The following is a 20,702-nucleotide window of genomic DNA, read 5'->3' as shown; positions in this document are numbered from 1 at the left end:
CCAGGAAGGGAGCCGGGACATGTCCGTCGAACCGCTGTCGCGGAAGGAGATCGAGGAGCGGCTGTCCGAGCTGCCCGGCTGGTCCCTCGACGGCGACAGCCTCACCCGCTCGTACCGGCTGGACTCCCACTTCGCCGCCACGGCCCTGGTGGTGCATGTCGCACGGATCCAGGAGGAACTGGACCACCACTCCGACCTGACCCTGGGCTACCACACGGTGTCCCTCGCGGTGCACACCCACAGCGCGGGAGGCGCCGTCACCCGCCTGGACGTGGAGCTGGCCCGCCGGGTGGAGGCCGCGGCCTCCGCGCACGGCGCGCGCTGAGCGGGCGGTCCGGGGCAGGCGGCACGGCTGGGCGGACGACGGGTGCAGCGCGGGGCGGACGACGGCGGCGACCGAACGGGGAACGGGGAACCGGCATGCTGGACTACGACGAGGAAGCCGAACGGTACGACGTCTCGCGCGGCGGCGAACCCCGCGCGGCGGCCGCCGCGGAGGGTGTGCTGAGCCTCCTGCCGGCCGGGGCGCGCAGCCTGCTGGACGTCGCCTGCGGCACGGGCAGCGTGACCCGGCGGCTCGCGTCCGGCCGGGAGGGGCTGCGGGTGACGGGCGTGGACCGCGTCGGCGCCATGGCCGCACACGCGGCCGCCCGGCTGCCCGGCGCCGTCGTCCTCGCGGACGCTCGCCGACTCCCCTTCCGGGACGCGGAGTTCGACGCCGTGAGCAGTGTGTGGCTGCTCCATCTCGTCGAGGACCCCGCGCACGCGCGGCGGATCGTCGCCGAGTGCGCGCGGGTGCTGCGGCCCGGCGGCGTCTACGTCACCACGGTCGACAAGGGCGCCTCGCACAACGTGGGCAGCGACATCGATGTCGTCCTGGCGGCCCGTCCGCCCCGGCCGGCCCCGGACGCCCCCGAGGTGGTGGAGTCCTACGCCCGGGAGTGCGGCCTGGTCCCGGCCGGGGAGGCCCGCTTCCCCGGCCGGGGGCAGGGCCGCAGCCCTCGCCGGGCCATCGCGGACCTGCGGCGCGGATGGTTCGTCACCCTCCCGCCCGGACACCCGCTCGCCGACGGCTTCGCCGCCCGCCTCGCGGCCCTGCCCGACCAGGACCGGCCCCGCCCGGACCCCGTCTTCACGCTCAGGGCGTTCCGCAGACCGCTTCCCGGCCCGCTCGCGGGCGCGCGCCGGGCCGGGTGACGTCCCCGACCCGGCAGGGGCGGGGTCCGGCTTCCCGGGTCAGCCCACCGCGCAGCTGCGGTCGCCGAGTCTGAACGCGGCGGGTTTCGTGTTCGAGCCCGACCAGTTCCCGGTGAAGCCGAAGCCGACCGACGAACCGGCCGCCACATTGCCGTTCCAGGCGATGTTCCTCGCCGTGACCGCCGCGCCCGACTGGGTGTGGTCGGCGTTCCACAGCTGGGAGACCGTCTGCCCGTCGGGGAACGTCCAGCCCAGGCTCCAGCCGGACCACGCGCTCGTGCCGGTGTTGGTGAGCTTCACGTCCGCCTGGAAGCCGCCCGACCACTGGTTGGTGATGGTGTACGTCACCGCGCAGGCACCCGTCGGAGTGGGGTCGGTGGGGTCGGTGCCCCCGCCTCCGCCGTCCCCGCCGCCGGTGTCGGAGGTGTCGCCGTAGATCACGCCCCGGCCGTTCGTCGAGACGTAGACGCGCCCGTAGACCCTCGGGTCGCCCGTGATCGCCCCGCCCGTCCAGCCCCACTGGTGGGCGTCGTCGTTGACGCGGGTCCAGGTCGCCCCCTTGTCCGTCGAGCGGAAGATGCCCCGCACTCCGGCGATCTTCGCGCTGGTGTAGAGGGTCTGGTACGACGCGCCCGTCGCCGCCTTGCCGAACCCGATCGTGTCCGCCTGCTCGACGGTGGACAGCTTGGCGAAGGTCGCGCCGGCGTCGGTCGAGTGCCACAGCCCGTAGGCGCCGTCGCTCGCCCCGCCCGCCAGCCAGACGTCGCCCCGCCCGCCGGGCAGTGCCTTGAAGCGCACGCTGTCGCCGCTCGGCAGTCCCGTCGCCGCGGACGCGGTGAACGTCGCGCCGCCGTCCGAACTCGTGTAGAAGCGGCCGGACTTGAAGCCGTAGAACACCTTGGCGTCGACCCGGTCCGACTCGACGACCGCGCCCGCGGGGATGCCGCTCGCGGCCTGCCACGAGGTGCCGAAGCCGGTGGTGTACTGCACGGGCGCGCCCGCCGGGCTCCACACGAACCGGCTGCCGTCGGCCGCCGCGGCGACCGTCCCGCCGCCGCTGACGCCCGAGGGGTCGGTCCCGGCGAACCAGTTGGCGCCGTTGTCCGTCGAGAACGCCACGTGCGGGCCCGAGTCGAGGTCGCCGACCCGCACCACCGTGGCGGGGTTCTTCTCGGCGAAGTCCAGACTCGTCGTCGTCGTGAAGTTCGGGGAGGTGAACATCATCGACGGCGTCTTCGTCAGGTCCGTGTGGCGGAAGCCGCCGATGTCGCCGAGCGCGCTGAGCAGCGGGGCGCCGGTCGGGGGAGACGCCAGGTCGTTGACGGCGGTCTCCTCCAGCCCTCGCACCATCGGCCTGAGGGTGAACTTGCCCCCGCTGTCCCACTGGGTGAGGTTCTCCGTGCCGTAGATCGTCGCGCCCGTGCCGTACATCATGCGGCCGGAGTCGAACGGGTCGATCTCCAGCGCCTCGGTCATCCAGCCCAGTTTGGGCGTCTGCTCCGGCGGGGCCGGGTTCGCTCCCCAGGTCAGCCAGGGCGTGGCGGAGACGTCCATGGTGTAGCGGTTCGCCCGGTCGGGGTACGACGTGTAGTCCCACGCCTTCGTCCAGGTGCCGCCGCTGTCGGTCGACCGGAAGATCTGCGTGTCGGGCCACCAGGAACTGTAGGCGGTGGCCATGACGGTGCCCGGCCGCTGCCGGTCGACGGTGAGCCCGCTGAAGCCGTAGTACGTGTCGGCCTCCGCCACCGGGCTGATGTCCGTCCACGTCCCGGTGGCCGTCGCGTACCGCCACAGCCGGCCCTTGCCGCCGTCGTAGGGGCCGCCCTTGTCGCTGTAGGCGATGTACAGGTAGCCGTTGACGGCGTCCAGCACGCCCTTGTGCGCCAGGTATCCCGTCGGCTGCCCGGCCAGCCGGGTCCAGGTCGCGCCCGCGTCCGTCGAGCGGTAGACGGCGTTGTCCTTGTCCGCCACGCCGACGTAGACAGTCTTCGTGGCGGTGCCGGCCGTACCCGTCGACTCGTCGAAGGTGACCCAGACGACGCCCTGGTTGTCGGAGGCGTACCCGCTCGTGTCGGACGGGTCCTGCTGGTAGTTGCCGGGGTTGGGGAACGCGGTCACCTGCGACCAGGTGACGCCGGAGTCGGCCGACCGCCACAGGCCCCTGCCGCTGGGGGCGCCCAGGTACAGCACGCTGTTCTTGTTCGGGTCGACCGCGAGCCGCTCGCCCATCCCCCGGCCGGGCATGTTGCCGCCGAGCTTGAAGGGCAGGTCCGTCTTGCGCCAGCTCGCGCCCCGGTCGGCGGAGCGCAGCACGGCCCCGTTGCCCGGGTCCCAGCTGTTGGTGTACGTGCCGACCGCCGCGTACACCTTGTCCGGGTCGGCGGAGTCCGAGGCCAGGCTCACCACGCCGGTGTGCCCCCAGTCCGTCCAGCCGACCGAGTCCAGCAGCGGCGTCCAGCTCTTGCTCGACTCCTGCCAGCGGTAGGCGCCGCCGATGTCGGTGCGGGCGTAGGCGAGGTTCTTCTCCTTGCGGTTGAAGACGATGCCCGGCACGAAGCCGCCGCCGTCGATGCGGGCGTTCTTCCAGGTGTACGACTCGGCGGCGAGCGTCGTCCGGGGTCCGTCCGACGCGAGCGCGGGCGGACTGCCCGCGATCAGGCCGGCGGCGAGCGCCAGCACGGCCGTGAGTATGCGGGTTCTTCGCACGGTGGGGTCCTTCCTCGCGGAACGCATGGGGGGGAGGAGATCGGTGCGGAAAGATCGGTGCGGGCGCAGGAGCAGGTGCGGGACGTGCGACGGCCGGGCGGCCCCCTGTGCGGATGGGGGCCGCCCGGCCTGGGCCCCGTCGTCAGGTGACGGAGCCACGTACGCGGAGCCTTCGAGCGACTCCGCCGTGGGGCGGCGTCCCCCCGTGCTCCCGGGTCCCGCGGGGCGGGCCGGGGGCGCGGGGTGCCGCACGGCCGGCCGGGGCCGGCCCGCGGACGAACACCGCCCGCACCGCGGAGTGCTCGGCGGGGGCTATTCGAGAAGCTCCGCGTACGAGCCCATGGCCAGGGCGATGTCCGCCTGGGCCCAGAAGCGGTGGTACGTGAACACGGGGGCGGCGCCGCCCGCGAGATAGGCCTGGATCTTCGACCAGGCGGGGTCGTTCTTGTAGAAGGAGCGCAGCGAGGCGAAGGTCGAGGACGAGTTGATCGCGTCGCCGTTGGGCATCTTGCCGCTGAAACCGCTCGGGACGTACACGCTGTCGTTGAAGCGGCTGTAGTCGGTGCGGGTCTCCGGGACCGCGATGCCGAGGGCGTCCTGGTTGTTGGCCCACATCCCGTCCAGGAGCGCCTTGGCGGTCGTCTTCGCCTCCGCGTCACCGGACTTGGCGGCGTAGTACGACAGGGTCTTGGCGTACGCGGCGGCCACTCCGACGTCGTCGGTGTAGTCGGCGACGGTGACGTGGAGTCCCGTGTTGGCGCCGGGGCTCGAGGCGTTCCAGGTGTCGGGCTGGCCCGACCACTGGAGGGTGGAGGGGATGCGGAAGGTGCCGTCCGGGTTGATCGTGGTCTTGGACAGCGCCCAGTCGACCCACTTGTCGAGGACCGCCTTGGCGCTCGCGTTCCCCGTCTGCTGGTAGTACTCGGCGACGCGTTCCATCGACCACGCCTGGAAGCCGAACCACTGGTTGGACGGCGGGTCGTGGTAGACGGGCTGCTGGTCGTAGTACATGCCGTAGAAGGTCGACGTGCCGGCCGGGGGAGTCGCGTAGCGTCCCGCCCAGCTGTTGGTGGCCCCGCCCGCGATGGCGCCCTCGCTGGACTGGAGCCAGCGGTAGAACTCCAGCTGACGGCCCAGCGACTTGGCCCAGTCTGCCTGCCCGGTCGCCGACTTCGGCTTGAGGTCGGCGTTGTTGCTCAGGGCGTAGGCGGCCAGGGGGTTCTGGTAGCCGCCGTGGGTGTGGCTGGAGCCGATGCGCCATGCCCAGCCCGCGCTGGTGTCGGTGGCGCCGCCCCAGGCGTAGTACCAGGACAGCAGGTAGTGCGAGGCGTCCTTGCCGGTCCCGGCCGGGCAGGTGCTCGGCCCGGCGCAGTTGCCGACCTTCTTGAAGTACTTGTCGTACATCGCGTAGCGCAGGTAGTCGCCCATCTTGGCGGCCTTGCCGACCGTCGTGGATACCTCGCCGCCCTTGCCCTGCTGCTTGGCCCACAGGTCCGCCCAGTAGGCGGCCTGCACGGCGCGCGCGTCGGCGTCGGGGGCGTCGGTGAACTTCCACTGCTTGGCGTAGGAGGAGTCGCCGGTGAACAGGTCCAGGTAGCCGTTCCTGCCGCCGTACTTGAAGGCGTCGCAGGTCGGCTGCGGCACCGTCTCCCACACCGACTCCTGCGCACCGCGCTGGAAGGTGTTGATGTAGGACGGTCCGGTGTCCGCGGGGCCGGCCTCGCACTTGCCGGGCGCGTTGCCGTACCCGTAGGTGTTGTCGACGTCCTGGAGCCAGTGCATGCCGTAGACGTCGTCCGTGCCGTAGGCGCTCTTCAGCTCACCCGCGATGGGGTCCGTGCCCACGGAGACGCCGGTGTCCAGTTTCGCGGGGTACTCGTTCGGCGTGTCCAGCTCCGGCGCGTAGGTGGCCGGCTTGGACGCGTTGTAGAACGAGTTGGTCGGCTGGTCGGCGTGGGTGGGGATCATGTACTTCTCCATGATGTCCCAGGCGCCGTTGAACTTGGTCCAGTCGCCGGTGATCTTGCCGTACATCGCCTGGAGCCACAGCAGGTAGCTGTAGGCCTCGGACGTGGTCTCGTGTCCCTGGTCCGGGGCCTCGACGATCAGCGTCTCCACCGAGTGGTACGGAATGCCCTCGGGGGAGAAGTAGCCGTTCGCCGGGTTGGTGATCTTGCCGTAGAGGTCCAGGAACCGGGCGTCGTACGTCTTGGCGCCGGGGATCTCCGTGGCCGTGACCGACGCCTTGGCGTGCCCGGCGGCCGTCGACTCGAAGGTCGCCGCGCCCGTGCCCGAGGCGTTGGCGGTGATGGTCACGTTCTGGGCCGTGTTCCAGTTCGACGGCGTGAACGTGAGGCTCGCCCCGCCCGTCACCGTGAGACCGGTGTTGCCCGTGGTCCGGGCGGTCGTGACGGTCACGTTCGCCGACGGCTGGGTCGACAGCTTCAGCGAGTAGGTGCCCGTCTTGCCCTGCTGCACGGCCAGCTGGTTGGAGGAGGAGACCACGGCCGGCCCCGAGGCCACCGTGACGCCGACCGGTGTCGACGACGCGGACGCGCCCAGGCTGTCGTAGGCCTTCGCCACCAGCGAATGACTGCCCACGGACAAGCCGGAGGCGGACAGCGTGTACGGCGCGCTCGTGTCCGTGCCCAGCAGGGTCGTGTCGTCGTAGAACTCGATCTTGGTGATGGTCGCGTTGTCGGCGGCCGCGGCGGTCGCCGCGAGCGGCACCGCGTCCCCCTGGGTGTAGACGGCGCCCGCGGTCGGGCTGGTCAGCACCGTGACCGGCGGCTGGTGCGCGCCGACGCAGGCGGTGCCGTTGACCGAGAACGAGGCGGGGGCGGCGTTGGCGCCGCTGTAGGTGAACTGCGCGCCCGTACTGACCGCCGCGCCCGCGGCGATGGTCCCGTTGTACGAGGCGTTGGTCACCGTGATCTGCTGACCGGACTGCGCCCAGCTGCCGTTCCAGCCGTTCGACAGCTTCTGGTTGCCCGCGTAGGAATACGTGAGCGTCCAGCCGTTGATGGCGTCCGTACCGCGGTTGGTGAGCGTCAGATCCGCGGTGAAGCCGGAGCCCCAGTCGTTGGTCTTGTAGTCCACGTTGCACTGGACTCCTGCCGCCTGGGCGGGAGTCGTGCTCGTGCTCAGCATGGCGAAGGGGAGTGCGAGGGCCGCCGTGACGGCGGTCCACAGGCGCCGCGCCCGGCGGCGTCTGCGTGAGGGATCCATGTGCTGGTCCTCCTTGCGGCTCGGAGAAGTGGGGGAGGAGCAACAAGCCTTGAACCAGTGGGAGCGCTCCCATAGTGGGGATGGGTGTGAACGCGGTCAAGACGCTTGAAGAGTCGAAAAGATTCGACACGTCAAGTTGATGGAAAGTCAGCCGAGCCTCTGTTCTTTGCCAGCACTTGGCGCTAGCTTCGGAACACCAGTGGGAGCGATTCCATCAGTCGACGCGTCCGTCACGACGCGCCTGAGCTGCAAGGACTCGCTCATGCGACACCCCCCGCGTTCAGTGTTTTCAGCCGTCGCCGGCACGGCCGCCCTCGTCGCGGGCGCCCTGCTGCCGGTCGTCACGGCGCAGGGAGCCGCGCCCGCCTGCACGGTGGAGTACTCCGTCACCGGTCAGTGGGACGCCGGCTTCCAGGCCTCCGTGAAGATCACCAACAACGCGGCGGCCGTGAACGGTTGGAGCCTCGCCTTCGACTTCGCGAACGGACAGAAGATCACCCAGGGCTGGAGCGCCGAGTGGTCCCAGTCCGGCACGACGGCCACCGCCGCGAACGAGAGCTGGAACGGCTCCCTCGGCTCCGGCGCTGGTGTCAGCGCGGGTTTCGTCGCCTCCAGGTCGGGGGCGAACGCCGTACCGACGACGTTCAGGCTCAACGGAGCGACCTGCAACGTCGATTCCACCCCGACACCCACCCCTACGCCCACCTCTCCACCCACCTCCACCCCCACGCCCACCGCTCCTCCCCCGACCGATCCGCCGGGCCCCGGTGACGGGCCGCCCGCGCTGCACGTGTCGGGCAACAGGCTCGTGGACGCCGGCGGCGGAAACCGCCGTCTGCTCGGAGTGAACCGCTCCGGCGGCGAGTTCATGTGCGTCCAGGGACGCGGCATCTGGGACGGCCCGGTCGACGACGCGGCCGTCGCGGCGATCGCGGACTGGCAGGTGAACACCGTCCGCATCCCGCTCAACGAGGAGTGCTGGCTGGGCCTTTCGAACATCGACCCCGCCTACGGCGGAGCGAACTACGTCGACGCGGTCAAGCAGCTCGTGACCCGCGTCGAGGCGCACGGCATGACGCCCGTCGTCGAACTGCACTGGACCTACGGCCAGTACACGGGCAACTCGGCCGGCTGCCCCGACGTGCACGCCACCTGCCAGAAGCCGATGCCCGACATGCGGTACACACCGTCGTTCTGGACGTCGGTGGCGAACACCTTCAAGAACGACCCGGCCGTCGTGTTCGACCTGTTCAACGAGCCCTACCCGGACCGCGCCGCCGCCACGGCCGCCCAGGCGTGGACGTGCTGGCGCGACGGAGGCACCTGCCCCGGCATCGGGTACCAGGTCGCCGGCATGCAGGACCTCGTCGACTCGGTACGGGCGACCGGCGCCCGGAACGTGATCCTGGCCGGCGGCCTCGCCTACTCCAACGACCTCACCCAGTGGCTCGCCCACCGCCCCGACGACCCGGCCGGCAATCTCGGGGCGGCGTACCACGTCTACAACTTCAACAGCTGCGCCGACGCCGGCTGCTGGAACTCGACGCTCGCGCCCGTGGCCGCCCGTGTGCCGCTCGTCGCGGGAGAGATCGGGGAGAACACCTGCTCGCACGGTTTCGTCGACCAGGTCATGAAGTGGTTCGACGACCACGGCCTGTCCTATCTGGGCTGGACGTGGAACACCTGGGACTGCTCTTCGGGGCCGTCCCTGATCAAGGGGTACGACGGTACCCCCACGGCGTACGGCACCGGGCTGCGCGACCATCTGCGCGCACTCCGGGGACGACTCCAGGGATAGGCGCCACGAGCCGGACCCGCCGACGAGGGGCCACCGGCGGCAACACCGAACACGCGCACCGAACACGTGCGCCCAGCACGATCACCGCACGCGGACCACCGCATGCGAAACACCGCACAGCGACACGGGTTCGGGGACGCCGGCCGGGATCGTCGACCGGTGACGCCGAACCGAACCACCGAGGAAACGGACAGCATCCCGCAACCAAGAAGGAAACCCGCACTCATGAGCCGTAGCAGAACAGCGGTACTCGCCGCGCTGGCGCTGGTCGCCGGCGCCTCCGGGACGGCGCTCGCGGTCGTCCCCGGCGATTCGGGCATCGCCGCCATCCCGTGCAGCGTCGACTACAAGGTGCAGAACGACTGGGGCTCCGGATTCACCGCGGCCGTCACCGTCACCAACAACTCGGCCGCCAAGTCGAGTTGGGCGGTGAAGTGGACGTACGCCGGCAGCCAGAAGGTCACCAACGCCTGGAACGCCAAGGTCACCCAGTCCGGGACGGGCGTCACCGCCGCCAACGAGAGCTACAACGGGACGCTGGCGACCGGCGGTTCGGTCAGCTTCGGGTTCCAGGGCACCTACAGCGGCACCAACGCCGTCCCGGCCACCTTCACCCTCGACGGCGTGACCTGCAACGTCGACGGCGGCACCGGTCCCACGGATCCCGGTCCCACCGACCCGGGCCCGACCGACCCCGGCACCCCGGGCACCAAGGTCGACAACCCCTACGCCGGCGCCAAGGTGTACGTGAACCCGGAATGGTCGGCGCTGGCCGCCGCGGAGCCGGGCGGCAGCCGGGTCTCCAACCAGCCCACCGGCGTCTGGCTCGACCGCATCGCCGCCATCAACGGCGCGAACGGCCACATGGGTCTGCGCGCCCACCTGGACGCGGCCCTCGCCCAGAAGGGCAGCGGCGAGGAAGTCGTCCAGCTGGTGGTCTACGACCTTCCCGGACGTGACTGCTCGGCCCTCGCCTCCAACGGCGAGCTCGGCCCGACGGAGATCGACAAGTACAAGACCCAGTTCATCGACCCCATCGCGGCCATCCTCGCGGACAGCAAGTACGCGGGCCTGCGGATCGTCACCACCGTCGAGATCGACTCCCTGCCCAACCTCGTCACCAACACCGGCGGCAAGGCCACCGCCACCCCGGCGTGCGACACCATGAAGGCCAACGGCAACTACGTGAAGGGCGTCGGCTACGCGCTGAAGAAGCTCGGCGCGATCCCCAACGTCTACAACTACATCGACGCCGGACACCACGGCTGGCTCGGCTGGGACGACAACTTCGTACCGTCCGCCCAGATCATGTACCAGGCCGCCACCTCCGAGGGCGCGACCGTCGACGACGTGCACGGCTTCATCACCAACACGGCGAACTACAGCGCCCTGAAGGAGAACAACTTCACCATCAACGACACGGTGGGCGGCAAGTCGGTCCGTGAGTCCAAGTGGGTGGACTGGAACCGCTACGTCGACGAGCTGTCGTACGCCCAGGCCTTCCGCAACCAGCTGGTGACCACCGGCTTCAGGTCGAACATCGGCATGCTGATCGACACCTCCCGCAACGGCTGGGGCGGCAGTGCCCGGCCCACCGGCCCGGGCGCCTCGACCAGCGTGGACACCTATGTCGAAGGCGGCCGCTACGACCGCCGGATCCACGTCGGCAACTGGTGCAACCAGTCCGGCGCGGGCCTCGGTGAGCGTCCCAAGGCGGCGCCGGCCGCCGGGATCGACGCCTACGTGTGGATGAAGCCGCCGGGTGAGTCGGACGGCGCCAGCTCTGCCGTCGCCAACGACGAGGGCAAGGGCTTCGACCGGATGTGCGACCCGACCTACACCGGCAACGCGCGCAACGGCAACAGCATGTCCGGCGCCCTGCCGAACGCCCCGCTGTCCGGACACTGGTTCTCCGCCCAGTTCCAGCAGCTGATGCAGAACGCCTACCCGCCGCTGTAGGCCGCCGCGCCGGCCCCCGGCCGCGGTGCGCCGACGACCGTCCGCCGCCGGGGGCCCCTGCCGGGCCCGCGGGCGGCCGCGTCCGAAGCGGCCGCGTCCGAGGGACGGCGACGGTGATCCGCCGGGGAGCTCAGCCCTCCCGGGCCAGCCCCCGGCGGATCGCGAACTCGACCGCGCAGTAGTCGCCGTCCGGCCGCTCCAGTTCCAAGGGGGCGGCCGGACTCAGCGGTGGCTGGGCCAGGAAACGGGGACGCTTCCCATGGTGCGGCTGCGCCGCGTGCACCAGGAACGGGTGGCAGAGATAGACGTCCCCGGGACGGCCGGTGGCGTACGCGACCGGACGGTGCGCCGTGGTCCGGTCGAGCAGCGGCGCGATCTCCAGGATCGAGACGCCCTGCTCGCCGTACGGTTCCAGCAGCGGGGGCACGTCCAGATGCGAGCCCACCCGGATCCGCGTCGGGGCGTCGTCCTCGCCCACCTCGCTGAACAGGAACAGCATCAGCAGCGCGCGGTCCCGCGAGCGCACATTGGCCCAGGGCCAGGTCGCGCCGTCCGGGACATAGCTGCCGTCGATGTGCCAGCCCGCGTCGTCGGGCTCCGCCTCGTGCGGGAACCGCAGCGGGAACGTGCCCAGCGAGTAGCGCGGCGTCCAGCGGCCCTCGCCCACCAGCAGGTCGAACGCCTCGTGCAGCGCCGTGGCGTTGGCCGCGGCCGCGAACGGGCCCTGCGCCATGTCGCCGACGCGGACCACCGGCTCCTTCCAGGTGCCGGGGTCGTCCGCGTCGTACCCCGTCTCCCGCCACAGCAGCCGTGCGCAGTCCTGGGCGACCCGCCGGGGGACGGCGCCCTCGAGCCGCACGAATCCGTCCCGCAGGAAGCGCTCGATCTGTGCATCGTCCATCGGGCCATCCTGGTGAACCGGCTTGCCGTCCGCATCCGGTTTTTTGCCGCCTCGGCAACAGGAATGGCCCCGCCCCGGTGCGTCGGCGCACCCTGGCGGCACCACGGACGAGAGGCTGACCACCATGGCGCACCCCCCGAACGCATCCCACAGCGACCCGCACACCCCCGACGACGGCCACCCCACGGGCCAGGGTCACGCCCTCGGCCATGCCCACGGTCACGGACACGACACCGAGATCGACTGGGCCGACATGGCCCCGCACCTCGAAGCGCAGGCCGAGCTGTTCACCCCGCTGTACGAGCGGGCCCTGTCCTGGCTCGGGAAGGAGGTGACGGAACCGGGGCTGATCGTGGACGCGGGCAGCGGTCCGGGCGTCGTCTCCACCCTGTTCGCCGAGACGTTTCCCGGCGCGCGGGTCATGGCCGTCGACGGCTCCGCCCCGCTGCTGGAGCGCGCACGGCAGCGCGCCGAACGCCTCGGTCACGGCGACCGCTTCGGCACACTGGCCGGTGAACTTCCGGGCGCGCTCCAGCAGTTGGACTACCCGGCCGACCTCCTGTGGGCCGGCCGCAGCCTGCATCACCTCGGCGACCAGCGTGCCGCCCTGGCCGCCTTCGCGGAGCGGCTCGCTCCCGGCGGCACGCTGGCGATCATGGAAGGCGGTCTGCCGTCCCGGTTCCTGCCGCGCGACCTCGGGTTCGGGCGGCCCGGACTGGAAGCCCGGCTGGACGCCCTCCAGGAGGAGTGGTTCGCGCGGATGCGGGCCGGCCTGCCCGGTTCCGTGGGCGAGACCGAGGACTGGGCGGCGCTGCTCGGCGCGGCCGGTCTGCACCATGCCCGCAGCCGCAGCTTCCTGCTCGACCTGCCCGCACCCGCCTCCGAGCGGGCCCGCTTCTACATCGCCGAGACCCTCACCCGGTTGCGGGACGGCTTCGGCGACTCCCTCGGCCCCGACGACCGCGCCACGCTGGACCGGCTGCTCGATCCGGCCGACGAGGCGGGCGTGCACCGCAGGGCGGACGTCTTCGTGCTCGCCGCGCACACGGTGCACACCGCGGTGAAGCCGGTGTAGGAGGCCGAACCGGAGCTCAGTTCGGGCGGTCAAGTCCCTTTGTCTCGGCTTGACTTGGAGAGTGCTCCAAGTGATGGACTGCGCAGCGCACCGCGGACCGCGCGGGCAGCGTCATGGGGGTATGTCATGAGCAACACATCCGCCACTCCGGGCACTTCGGGCGCCGCGAGCACTCCGGAGGCGCCGGGCACTCCGCAGGTTCCGGCAGCGCCGGACGCGCCGGTCGCGCTGATCACCGGCGGCGGCAGCGGTATCGGCGCCGCCGTCGCCCGCCGGCTGCTGGAGGCGGGGCACCGGGTCGTCGTCACCGGCCGCGGGGAGAAGCGGCTGCGCGCCTTCGCCGAGGAACTGGGCGAGCCCGAGGGGCTGTTGACGGTCACCGGAAACGCCGCCGACTACGACTGCGTACGCTCGGCGGTCGACCGGGCGCTCGACGGGTTCGGGCGGCTGGACACGGTCGTCGCCAACGCGGGGACCGCCACGCACGACTCGGTCGCGGAGGGCGACCCGGCCGGCTGGACCGACATGGTGCTGACCAACGTGCTCGGACCGGCCCTGCTCATCCGCGCGTCGATCGACGCCCTCAGGCGGACGAAGGGGCGGATCGTCCTGGTCGGCAGCGTGGCCGGCTTCGTGCACACGCCGGGCAACCTCTACGGGGCGACCAAGTGGGCGGTGACGGGGCTGGCGGAGAACACCCGCCGCCAGGTCACCGAGTGGGGCGTCGGCGTGACGCTCATCGCGCCCGGCCGGGTCGAGACCCCGTTCTGGGACGGCAACGGCAACCTGCCGCTAGGGCCCCTGCTGACCGCCGACCAGATCGCCGACTCCGTCGTGTGGGCGATCCGGCAGCCGGCCGGGGTCGACGTCAACACCGTCGTCGTCCGTCCGGTCGGACAGCCCAACTGACGACTGCCGACCGACAGCCGGCCCGACGCGTCGAGGGCGCCCCCTGCGGAAAGGGGGCGCCCTCGATGTACACGGGGGAGTTCACCCCCGTCGCAGCTCAGGCGACGTCGAACGTCGCCGGGTCGGGGCCGATGCGCCGATCCTCGTTCAGGGCGCTGATGGCCGCGAGGTCCTCGTCGTCCAGACTGAAGTCGAACACGTCGATGTTCTCCTGGATCCGCGACGGCGTCACGGACTTGGGGATCACGACGTTGCCCAGCTGGAGGTGCCAGCGCAGCACGACCTGGGCCGCGGTGCGCTCGTGCTTGCGGGCGATGGCGACGATCGCCGGAACCTCCAGGAGGCCCTTGCCCTGGCCCAGCGGGGACCAGGCCTCGGTGGCGATGCCGCGGGCCGCGTGGAACTCGCGGGACGCCTGCTGCTGGAGGTGCGGGTGCAGCTCGATCTGGTTGACCGCCGGCACCACCGAGGTCTCGCCGGTCAGCCGCTCCAGGTGCTCCGGCAGGAAGTTGGACACGCCGACGGCCCGCACGCGGCCGTCCGCGAGGAGCTTCTCGAACGCCTTGTACGTGTCGACGTAACGGTCACGGGCCGGGAGCGGCCAGTGAATGAGATACAGGTCCACGTAGTCCAGGCCGAGCTTGGCCAGGGAGGTGTCGAACGCGCGGAGCGTCGAGTCGTACCCCTGGTCGCCGTTCCAGAGCTTGGTGGTGACGAAGATGTCCTTGCGGGGCACGCCGGAGGAGGCGATGGCCTTGCCGGTGCCCTCCTCGTTGCCGTAGATCGCCGCTGTGTCGATGCTGCGGTACCCGGCCTCCAGCGCGGTGGAGACCGCCTGCTCCGCCTCGTCGTCCGGCACCTGCCAGACACCGAAGCCCAGCTGGGGCATCTCCACGCCGTTGTTGAGGGTGATCTGGGGGACCTTGCTGCTCACGAGCTCTTGATCCTTCGGTTGTCCGTCAAAGTGGTACTCCCATCGTCAACGATCACGGCGGGCGCCGCATTCCTGCCCCCGCCGATCGGTTTCCCGCAGGAGTCTGTCTCAGACCCCTCTCCTGCCCGCCGGACGACCGTTTCACCTCCCTGCGCCGGATCATGTGCGGTACAGGGCGTCGACTTCCTTCGCGTAGGCGCCCTCGATCGCCTTGCGCTTCATCTTCAGCGACGGGGTGAGCAGACCGTGCTCCTCCGTGAAGGGCTGGGCGAGGATGCGGAAGGTGCGGATCGCCTCGGCCTGCGACACCAGCGTGTTCGCCGCGACGACGGCCCGGCGCACCTCCGCCTCCAGGTCGGGGTCGCTCACCAGCTCGACGGGCGTCAGCTGCGGTTTGGCGCGCATCTGCAACCAGTGCTCGACGGCCTCCTGGTCGAGGGTGACCAGCGCGGCCACGAACGGCCGGTCGTTGCCGACGACGATGCACTGGTTGACCAGCGGATGGTCGCGCACCCGCTCCTCCAGCAGTCCCGGCGAGACGCTCTTGCCGCCGGACGTGACCAGGATCTCCTTCTTGCGGCCGGTGATGGTGAGGTAGCCGTCCTCGTCGAGGGAGCCCAGGTCGCCGGTGGCCAGCCAGCCGTCGTGCAGGGCCTCGTCGGTGGCCTTGGGGTTGTTGAGGTACCCCTGGAACACGTTGTCGCCGCGCAGCCAGATCTCGCCGTCGTCCGCGATGTGCACGGTCATGCCGGGGATCGCCTGGCCCACGGTGCCGTAGCGGGTGCGGCCGGGCGGGTTGGCGGTCGCCGCGGCCGTCGTCTCGGTGAGGCCGTAACCCTCGTAGATCAGCACGCCCGCGCCCGCGAAGAACAGGCCGAGCCGGCGGTCCATGGCCGAGCCGCCCGACATGGCGTGCCGCACGCGCCCGCCCATCGCGGCGCGCACCTTGGAGTAGACGAGCTTGTCGAACAGCTGGTGCTGCATGCGCAGCCCCGCCGACGGGCCGGGGCCGATGCCCCACGCCTTCGCCTCCAGGGCCTCGGCGTAGTTCACGGCCACCTCGACGGCCTTCTCGAACGGCCCGGACCTGCCCTCGCGCTCCGCCTTGCGGCGGGCCGCGTTGAAGACCTTCTCGAAGATGTACGGCACGGCCAGGAAGAACGTCGGCCGGAAGGCGGCCAGGTCCGGCAGGAGGGCGGCCGCGTGCAGCTCGGGCTGGTGGCCGAAGCGGACCTTGCCGCGGATCGCGGCGATCTGCACCATCCGGCCGAAGACGTGCGCGAGCGGCAGGAACAGCAGGGTCGCCGCCTCGTCGCCCTTCCTGGAGTGGAACACCGGCTCCCACCGCTCGATGACGGTGTCCGCCTCGAACATGAAGTTGCCGTGCGAGACGACGCAGCCCTTGGGGCGGCCCGTGGTGCCCGAGGTGTAGATGATCGTCGCGGTCGAGTCGGGGGTGACCGCCTCGCGGTGCCGGTGCACGACCTCGTCCTCGATGGCGGCCCCGGCGTCGTACAGCTCCTGCACACAGCCCGAGTCCAGCTGCCACAGCTGCCGCAGCCGCGGCAGGCGGTCTATGACGGTGGCGATCGTCATCGCGTGGTCCTCGTGCTCGACCACCGCGGCCGTGCACTCGGCGTCGTAGAGCATCCAGAAGCACTGCTCGGCGGAGGACGTCGGATAGATCGGCACCACCTGCGCGCCGACGGTCCACAGGGCGAAGTCGAACAGGGTCCACTCGTAGCGGGTGCGGGCCATGACGGCGACGCGGTCGCCGAACCGGATGCCCCGGGCGAGCAGGCCCTTGGCCAGCGCGAGGACCTCGTCGCGGAACTCACCGCTGGTGACGTCGCGCCATTCGCCCTGCTCGTCCTTGCGGCCGAGGGCGATGTACTGCGGGTCCTCCTGGGCGTGCCGGAAGACGACGTCGGCCAGACCGCCCACCGGCGGCGCCAGCGCCAACGGAGGGTTGGTGAACTCGCGCAAACGCACCCCGCTTCTCTCATGCCCCCACAGCGCCGTGAAAGCTACCCCACGTGGCGACAGGGCGGGAGAGGGGCACAAAGCGACCGATGCTGTCGTCCGCGCCGGCCGGTGGCGGAAAATGGGCGCACATGGGTAAGGGTCGGACACAAAGCTGACCGTTGAGTAAGTTTCGGTTCCGTAATCTCCACGGAATCTGCCCGCACCGCTTACGCCCTCCACGCCCTCCGCCCCGGCCCCCGCCGCACACCTCCGTGCCGCCACGCAGACCGGCCCCTCCGCACGGAACCCGCGCCCGCCGAAGGGGGTCACGCGCCCACGTCCGCGTCGGGGCCGGGGCGCGGCCCGGCCCCGGCCGGGTCAGGCCCGGGGGGCGGCCTGCTGCCGCGGCGGCCCGGAGGCGTGCGGCGCGGCCGCCTGCTCCCCGGTCCGCGGGGCCGTGGCGCGCGGCTCCCTGACGAGGACGAGGACGAGCGCGGCGGCGACCACGCCCGTGCAGCCCGCGACCACCAGCGCCGCGTCCAGTCCCGAGGCGAACGCGGAGCGCAGAGCGTGCTCGGAGAACGTCCCGCGCAGCGCCTGCGCGCCGCCGCCCGCCAGCGTGTGCGACGCCTCGCGCGGCAGGACGCCGGTCATCCGCGAGGTGACCACGGTGCCGAAGACCGCCACCCCGAGCGCGTACCCGAGCTGCCGTACGGCGTTCACCGCCCCGCCCGCCATCCCGGCCCGCGCGGGCTCGACCGCGGCGAGCGCCGCGCCGGCCAGGGTCGGGGCCACGAAACCGGTTCCCACGCCCACCAGCACGAACCCGGGCACCAGCGCCGTCCAGTTGGAGCCCGCCCCGAGCACGGCCTGGCAGAAGCAGCCCGCGCCGATCAGCAGGAGCCCGCCGCCCACGGTCAGCCGGGCGGGTGCGCCGTGCAACCGCCTGCCGACCACGACGGCCGTGACCATGGCCGCCACCGTCATCGGCAGCAGCGTGAGACCGCCGCGGACCGGGCTCATCCCCAGCAGCGTCTGCATCCAGATCGAGAGGTACGGGGTCACCCCGAAGGCCACCGCGTTGTAGGCCAGCGCGCCCACCATCACCCCCACGAACGCGGGCCGCCGCAGCAGCGAGAGGTCGAGCAGCGGATGCGCCGCCCGCCGCTCCACCAGCACGAAACACACCAGCGCCGCCGCGGCGAGACCGGACGCGACCCATGTCGCCGACGCGGTCCAGCCGTCCTCACCGGCCCGCACCACCGCGTACGTGGCGCCGCCCGCGAAGGCGGCGAAGGACACGGTGCCCGCCCGGTCCACGCGCATCCCGCGCGGCCCCCTCGACTCGGGCACGGCCTTCAGCGTCAGCCACACCGCGGCCACGCTCACCGGCAGGTTCACGTAGAAGATCCAGCGCCAGCCCGGCCCCTCGGCCAGCAGCCCGCCCAGCACCGGCCCGACCGCCGCGGCCGCGCCGCTCACCGCGCCCCACACCCCGAGCGCCGCCGACCGCTGCCTGCCCTGGTAGACCGACCCGAGCAGCGGGAGCGTGGTGGAGAGCATCGCCGCCGCGCCCACGCCCTGCACCGCCCGCGCGGCCACGAGGACGGTCGGACCGCTCGCCAGCCCGCACAGCAGTGACGCCGTCGCGAACAGCACCACGCCGGCCACGTGCACCCGGCGCCGGCCCAGGACGTCGGCCGCGGCCCCCGCCCCCAGCAGCAGCGCGGCCAGCGCCAGCGCGTACCCGTCCACCACCCACTGCAGATCGCTCAGCGAGGCGTTCAGAGCCCGCGCCATGTCGGGCAGCGCCACCACCACGATCGTCACGTCCAGCAACAGCATGAACGTGCCCAGGCACACCGCTGTCAGCGGCCCCCATGTGCGCATGTCCCACTCCTCATCGTCGTGCGTGCACAGTCGTCCGGCGGACTTCCGCCGACCGAGGCTCCGTAGGATGGGGCGGACACGGGAGATCGCGAGCGAAACGGGCCGCCACGCGACGGGATCCGACAGAGAAGAGGCCGAGCGGGATGGAATCCTCCACGGCGGACGCGCTGGACCTGCGACTGCTCGCCGCGCTGGAGGTGGACGGCCGGGCCTCTTTCAGCAGGATCGCCGCGGTCCTGGGCGTCTCGGACCAGACCGTCGCGCGCCGCTACCGAAGGCTCTGCGAGCGGGCCGGCCTGCGGACCGTCGCCGTCCGCGACGCCGCCCGGCTCGGGCAGGACCACTGGATGCTGCGTCTGCGCTGCGCGCCCGACGGCGCCGCCGTGATCGCCGACGCGCTCGCCAGACGCCCCGACACGCAGTGGATCGGCCTGGCCTCCGGCGGCACCGAGATCGTCTGCATGACCCGGCCCCGCCACCCCGACGACCACGACGACCTGCTCCTGGGCAAGCTGCCGCGCACTCCGAGCGTGGTGGAGATCCGCGCCCAGCAGCTCCTGCACCGCTACTACGGCGGCCCCGCCGGCTGGACGCGCAAGTTCCGGACGCTGGACGACGACGAGATCGCCGCTCTGACCCCCGACTTCGCGCAGGTCCCCGGAACGAGCGCGGGCCCGCCCCGGCTCCAGCCCGAGGACGAGCCCCTGCTGGCCGTGCTGGAACGCGACGGCCGCGCCGGCTACCCCGAACTCCAGCGCGCCACCGGCCGCTCCGAATCCGCCGTCAAGCGCCGCCTCGCCGCCCTGCGCGCGTCCGGCGCGCTCTACATCGACGTCGAGTACCGTCCCGAGTTCGTCGGCCGCCCCGTCGCGGCCGTGCTGTGGATCACCACGGCGCCCTCCGTGCTGCACGCGGTCGGAGAGGCCCTCGCCACCCACGACGAGGTCGCCTACGCCTCGGCCACGACAGGCCCCTCCCACATCGTGGCGACCGCGGTGTTCCGGGACACGGCCGGCCTCTACGCCTACCTCAGCGGACCTCTGGGACGGCTGGAAGGCGTCCAGCACGTCGAGGCGTCACCGCTCCTGCGCAGCGTGAAACAGCTGACCTACCGGCCCACCGCCCGGTAGAGGCGCGGGCGCGGACCGCGCTCGCCCGTCACCCCTCGCCCGTCACCTGGCAGCCGTCAGCCGTCGGCGGGGCGCGGCCCGGACCGGCGGGCCGTCGTGGACCGGCGGTGCAGACGGTCGCCGCCCGCGAGGACCGCCGCCGCCAGCGCGTCGGCCGCGTCCTGGGCGGAGGGCCGCCGACGGCCGTGCGCCAGCACGAAGTCGACGCGCCCCAGCTCCGGCAGCCCCGCCCGGTCCGGGAGCCGCACCAGGCCGGGCGGAATCAGGCCCCGCGAGTGGGCCATCACGCCGAGCCCCGCCCGAGCCGCGGCGATGAGCCCGTTCAGGCTGCCGCTGGTGCACACGATCCGCCAGGACCGCCCCTGCCGCTCCAGCGCCTCCAGGGCCCGCGCACGGGTGATGCCGGGCGGCGGGAAGACGATCAGCGGGACCGGCCGGTCGGCGTCCAGACGGAACCGCTCGGCGCCGATCCACACCAGGTCGTCGTGCCACACCAGCTCGCCGTGCGGGTCCTCGGGGCGCCGCTTGGCCAGCACCAGATCGAGTTTTCCCGCGGCCAGCTGCTCGTGCAGGGTGCCCGACAGCTCCACCGTCAGCTCCAGGTCGACCTCGGGATGGTCGGAGCGGAAGCCTTCCAGGATCTCCGGCAGCCGGGTGAGCACGAAGTCCTCCGACGCGCCGAAGCGCAGCCGCCCCCGCAACCGGGTGCCGGTGAAGAACGCCGTCGCCTGCTCGTGGACGTCCAGGATCCGGCGCGCGAAGCCGAGCATCGCCTCGCCGTCCTCCGTCAGCTCCACGGAGTGCGTGTCCCGGGTGAACAGGGTCCGCCCGGTCGCGTCCTCCAGCCGGCGCACGTGCTGGCTGACGGTGGACTGACGCAGCCCCAGCCGCCGCGCGGCCTGGGTGAAGCTCAGGGTCTGCGCCACGGCGAGGAAGGTCCGCAGCTGGGAGGGGTCGTACACACCGGCAACGGTACCCGCCGTCATCGCGGTGCGTGATGACAGTGAGAG

The 20,702-nt window shown here is 72.0% G+C and carries 14 protein-coding genes; 7 read left to right on the top strand and 7 right to left on the bottom strand.

Annotated features, from left to right (window positions below; genetic code table 11):
- The first annotated feature begins 19 nt into the window (after nucleotides 1–19).
- On the top strand, nucleotides 20–325 hold the full coding sequence (locus ACGFSH_RS20270; protein WP_393350400.1) for a 4a-hydroxytetrahydrobiopterin dehydratase: 306 nt from the start codon (nucleotides 20–22) through the stop codon (nucleotides 323–325).
- Nucleotides 326–420: 95 nt separating this feature from the next.
- Nucleotides 421–1,197: a class I SAM-dependent methyltransferase gene (locus ACGFSH_RS20265; RefSeq protein ID WP_393350397.1), complete on the top strand. Its 777-nt coding sequence runs from the start codon at nucleotides 421–423 to the stop codon at nucleotides 1,195–1,197.
- Nucleotides 1,198–1,236: 39 nt separating this feature from the next.
- Here the strand turns inward: ACGFSH_RS20265 and ACGFSH_RS20260 are convergent, their stop codons facing one another.
- Both ACGFSH_RS20260 and ACGFSH_RS20255 read right to left on the bottom strand, forming a co-directional pair.
- Nucleotides 1,237–3,903: a cellulose binding domain-containing protein gene (locus ACGFSH_RS20260; protein ID WP_393350394.1), complete on the bottom strand. Its 2,667-nt coding sequence runs from the start codon at nucleotides 3,901–3,903 to the stop codon at nucleotides 1,237–1,239.
- A gap of 312 nt (nucleotides 3,904–4,215) precedes the next feature.
- Nucleotides 4,216–7,131: a glycoside hydrolase family 48 protein gene (locus tag ACGFSH_RS20255; protein WP_393350391.1), complete on the bottom strand. Its 2,916-nt coding sequence runs from the start codon at nucleotides 7,129–7,131 to the stop codon at nucleotides 4,216–4,218.
- A 262-nt stretch (nucleotides 7,132–7,393) separates the two neighbouring features.
- Between ACGFSH_RS20255 and ACGFSH_RS20250 the strand changes: the two genes are divergently transcribed.
- Nucleotides 7,394–8,929: a cellulase family glycosylhydrolase gene (locus tag ACGFSH_RS20250; RefSeq protein ID WP_393350389.1), complete on the top strand. Its 1,536-nt coding sequence runs from the start codon at nucleotides 7,394–7,396 to the stop codon at nucleotides 8,927–8,929.
- A gap of 225 nt (nucleotides 8,930–9,154) precedes the next feature.
- Nucleotides 9,155–10,888: a glycoside hydrolase family 6 protein gene (locus ACGFSH_RS20245; RefSeq protein WP_393350387.1), complete on the top strand. Its 1,734-nt coding sequence runs from the start codon at nucleotides 9,155–9,157 to the stop codon at nucleotides 10,886–10,888.
- Between the two features lie 130 nt (nucleotides 10,889–11,018).
- Here ACGFSH_RS20245 and ACGFSH_RS20240 read toward each other — a convergent pair whose 3' ends face one another.
- Nucleotides 11,019–11,789, bottom strand: coding sequence for a phytanoyl-CoA dioxygenase family protein (locus ACGFSH_RS20240; protein WP_393350385.1), 771 nt, complete (start codon nucleotides 11,787–11,789; stop codon nucleotides 11,019–11,021).
- Between the two features lie 124 nt (nucleotides 11,790–11,913).
- On the opposite strand from ACGFSH_RS20240, the gene ACGFSH_RS20235 reads away from it, so the two are divergent.
- Entirely contained in the window at nucleotides 11,914–12,864 is a 951-nt protein-coding gene (locus ACGFSH_RS20235; RefSeq protein ID WP_393350383.1) for a class I SAM-dependent methyltransferase, read from the top strand.
- Between the two features lie 126 nt (nucleotides 12,865–12,990).
- On the top strand, nucleotides 12,991–13,773 hold the full coding sequence (locus tag ACGFSH_RS20230; RefSeq protein ID WP_393350381.1) for an SDR family oxidoreductase: 783 nt from the start codon (nucleotides 12,991–12,993) through the stop codon (nucleotides 13,771–13,773).
- 97 nt (nucleotides 13,774–13,870) lie between these two features.
- On the opposite strand, the gene ACGFSH_RS20225 is transcribed toward ACGFSH_RS20230, so the two are convergent.
- The 3 genes from ACGFSH_RS20225 to ACGFSH_RS20215 all read right to left on the bottom strand — a co-directional run bounded on the left by ACGFSH_RS20225 (nucleotide 13,871) and on the right by ACGFSH_RS20215 (nucleotide 18,562).
- The gene (locus ACGFSH_RS20225) at nucleotides 13,871–14,707 is read right to left on the bottom strand and encodes an aldo/keto reductase (RefSeq protein WP_393350380.1); all 837 of its coding nucleotides are present in this window, start codon (nucleotides 14,705–14,707) and stop codon (nucleotides 13,871–13,873) included.
- A gap of 159 nt (nucleotides 14,708–14,866) precedes the next feature.
- Nucleotides 14,867–16,693: an AMP-dependent synthetase/ligase gene (locus tag ACGFSH_RS20220; protein ID WP_393350378.1), complete on the bottom strand. Its 1,827-nt coding sequence runs from the start codon at nucleotides 16,691–16,693 to the stop codon at nucleotides 14,867–14,869.
- Between the two features lie 357 nt (nucleotides 16,694–17,050).
- Nucleotides 17,051–18,562: an MFS transporter gene (locus ACGFSH_RS20215; RefSeq protein WP_393350376.1), complete on the bottom strand. Its 1,512-nt coding sequence runs from the start codon at nucleotides 18,560–18,562 to the stop codon at nucleotides 17,051–17,053.
- Nucleotides 18,563–18,705: 143 nt separating this feature from the next.
- Here ACGFSH_RS20215 and ACGFSH_RS20210 point away from each other — a divergent pair, with 143 nt between their 5' ends.
- Nucleotides 18,706–19,692 carry an Lrp/AsnC family transcriptional regulator gene (locus ACGFSH_RS20210; RefSeq protein ID WP_393350374.1) on the top strand — a complete coding sequence of 329 codons (987 nt, stop codon included), beginning with the start codon at nucleotides 18,706–18,708 and terminating at the stop codon, nucleotides 19,690–19,692.
- A 56-nt stretch (nucleotides 19,693–19,748) separates the two neighbouring features.
- Here the strand turns inward: ACGFSH_RS20210 and ACGFSH_RS20205 are convergent, their stop codons facing one another.
- The gene (locus tag ACGFSH_RS20205) at nucleotides 19,749–20,654 is read right to left on the bottom strand and encodes a LysR substrate-binding domain-containing protein (protein ID WP_393350372.1); all 906 of its coding nucleotides are present in this window, start codon (nucleotides 20,652–20,654) and stop codon (nucleotides 19,749–19,751) included.
- Nucleotides 20,655–20,702 lie beyond the last annotated feature (48 nt).

Source organism: Streptomyces sp. NPDC048481 (assembly GCF_043200075.1).
Lineage (GTDB): Bacteria > Actinomycetota > Actinomycetes > Streptomycetales > Streptomycetaceae > Streptomyces.
Note: the sequence above shows the minus strand (reverse complement) of the source record. Positions and strands in the feature narration are given on the sequence as shown.

Coding starts and splice junctions, on each gene's coding strand:
- ACGFSH_RS20240 (WP_393350385.1), bottom strand. CDS start 11,789: ATGGACGATGCACAGATCGAGCGCTTCCTGCGGGACGGATTCGTGCGG.
- ACGFSH_RS20210 (WP_393350374.1), top strand. CDS start 18,706: ATGGAATCCTCCACGGCGGACGCGCTGGACCTGCGACTGCTCGCCGCG.
- ACGFSH_RS20245 (WP_393350387.1), top strand. CDS start 9,155: ATGAGCCGTAGCAGAACAGCGGTACTCGCCGCGCTGGCGCTGGTCGCC.
- ACGFSH_RS20230 (WP_393350381.1), top strand. CDS start 12,991: ATGAGCAACACATCCGCCACTCCGGGCACTTCGGGCGCCGCGAGCACT.
- ACGFSH_RS20255 (WP_393350391.1), bottom strand. CDS start 7,131: ATGGATCCCTCACGCAGACGCCGCCGGGCGCGGCGCCTGTGGACCGCC.
- ACGFSH_RS20250 (WP_393350389.1), top strand. CDS start 7,394: ATGCGACACCCCCCGCGTTCAGTGTTTTCAGCCGTCGCCGGCACGGCC.
- ACGFSH_RS20235 (WP_393350383.1), top strand. CDS start 11,914: ATGGCGCACCCCCCGAACGCATCCCACAGCGACCCGCACACCCCCGAC.
- ACGFSH_RS20265 (WP_393350397.1), top strand. CDS start 421: ATGCTGGACTACGACGAGGAAGCCGAACGGTACGACGTCTCGCGCGGC.
- ACGFSH_RS20270 (WP_393350400.1), top strand. CDS start 20: ATGTCCGTCGAACCGCTGTCGCGGAAGGAGATCGAGGAGCGGCTGTCC.
- ACGFSH_RS20215 (WP_393350376.1), bottom strand. CDS start 18,562: ATGCGCACATGGGGGCCGCTGACAGCGGTGTGCCTGGGCACGTTCATG.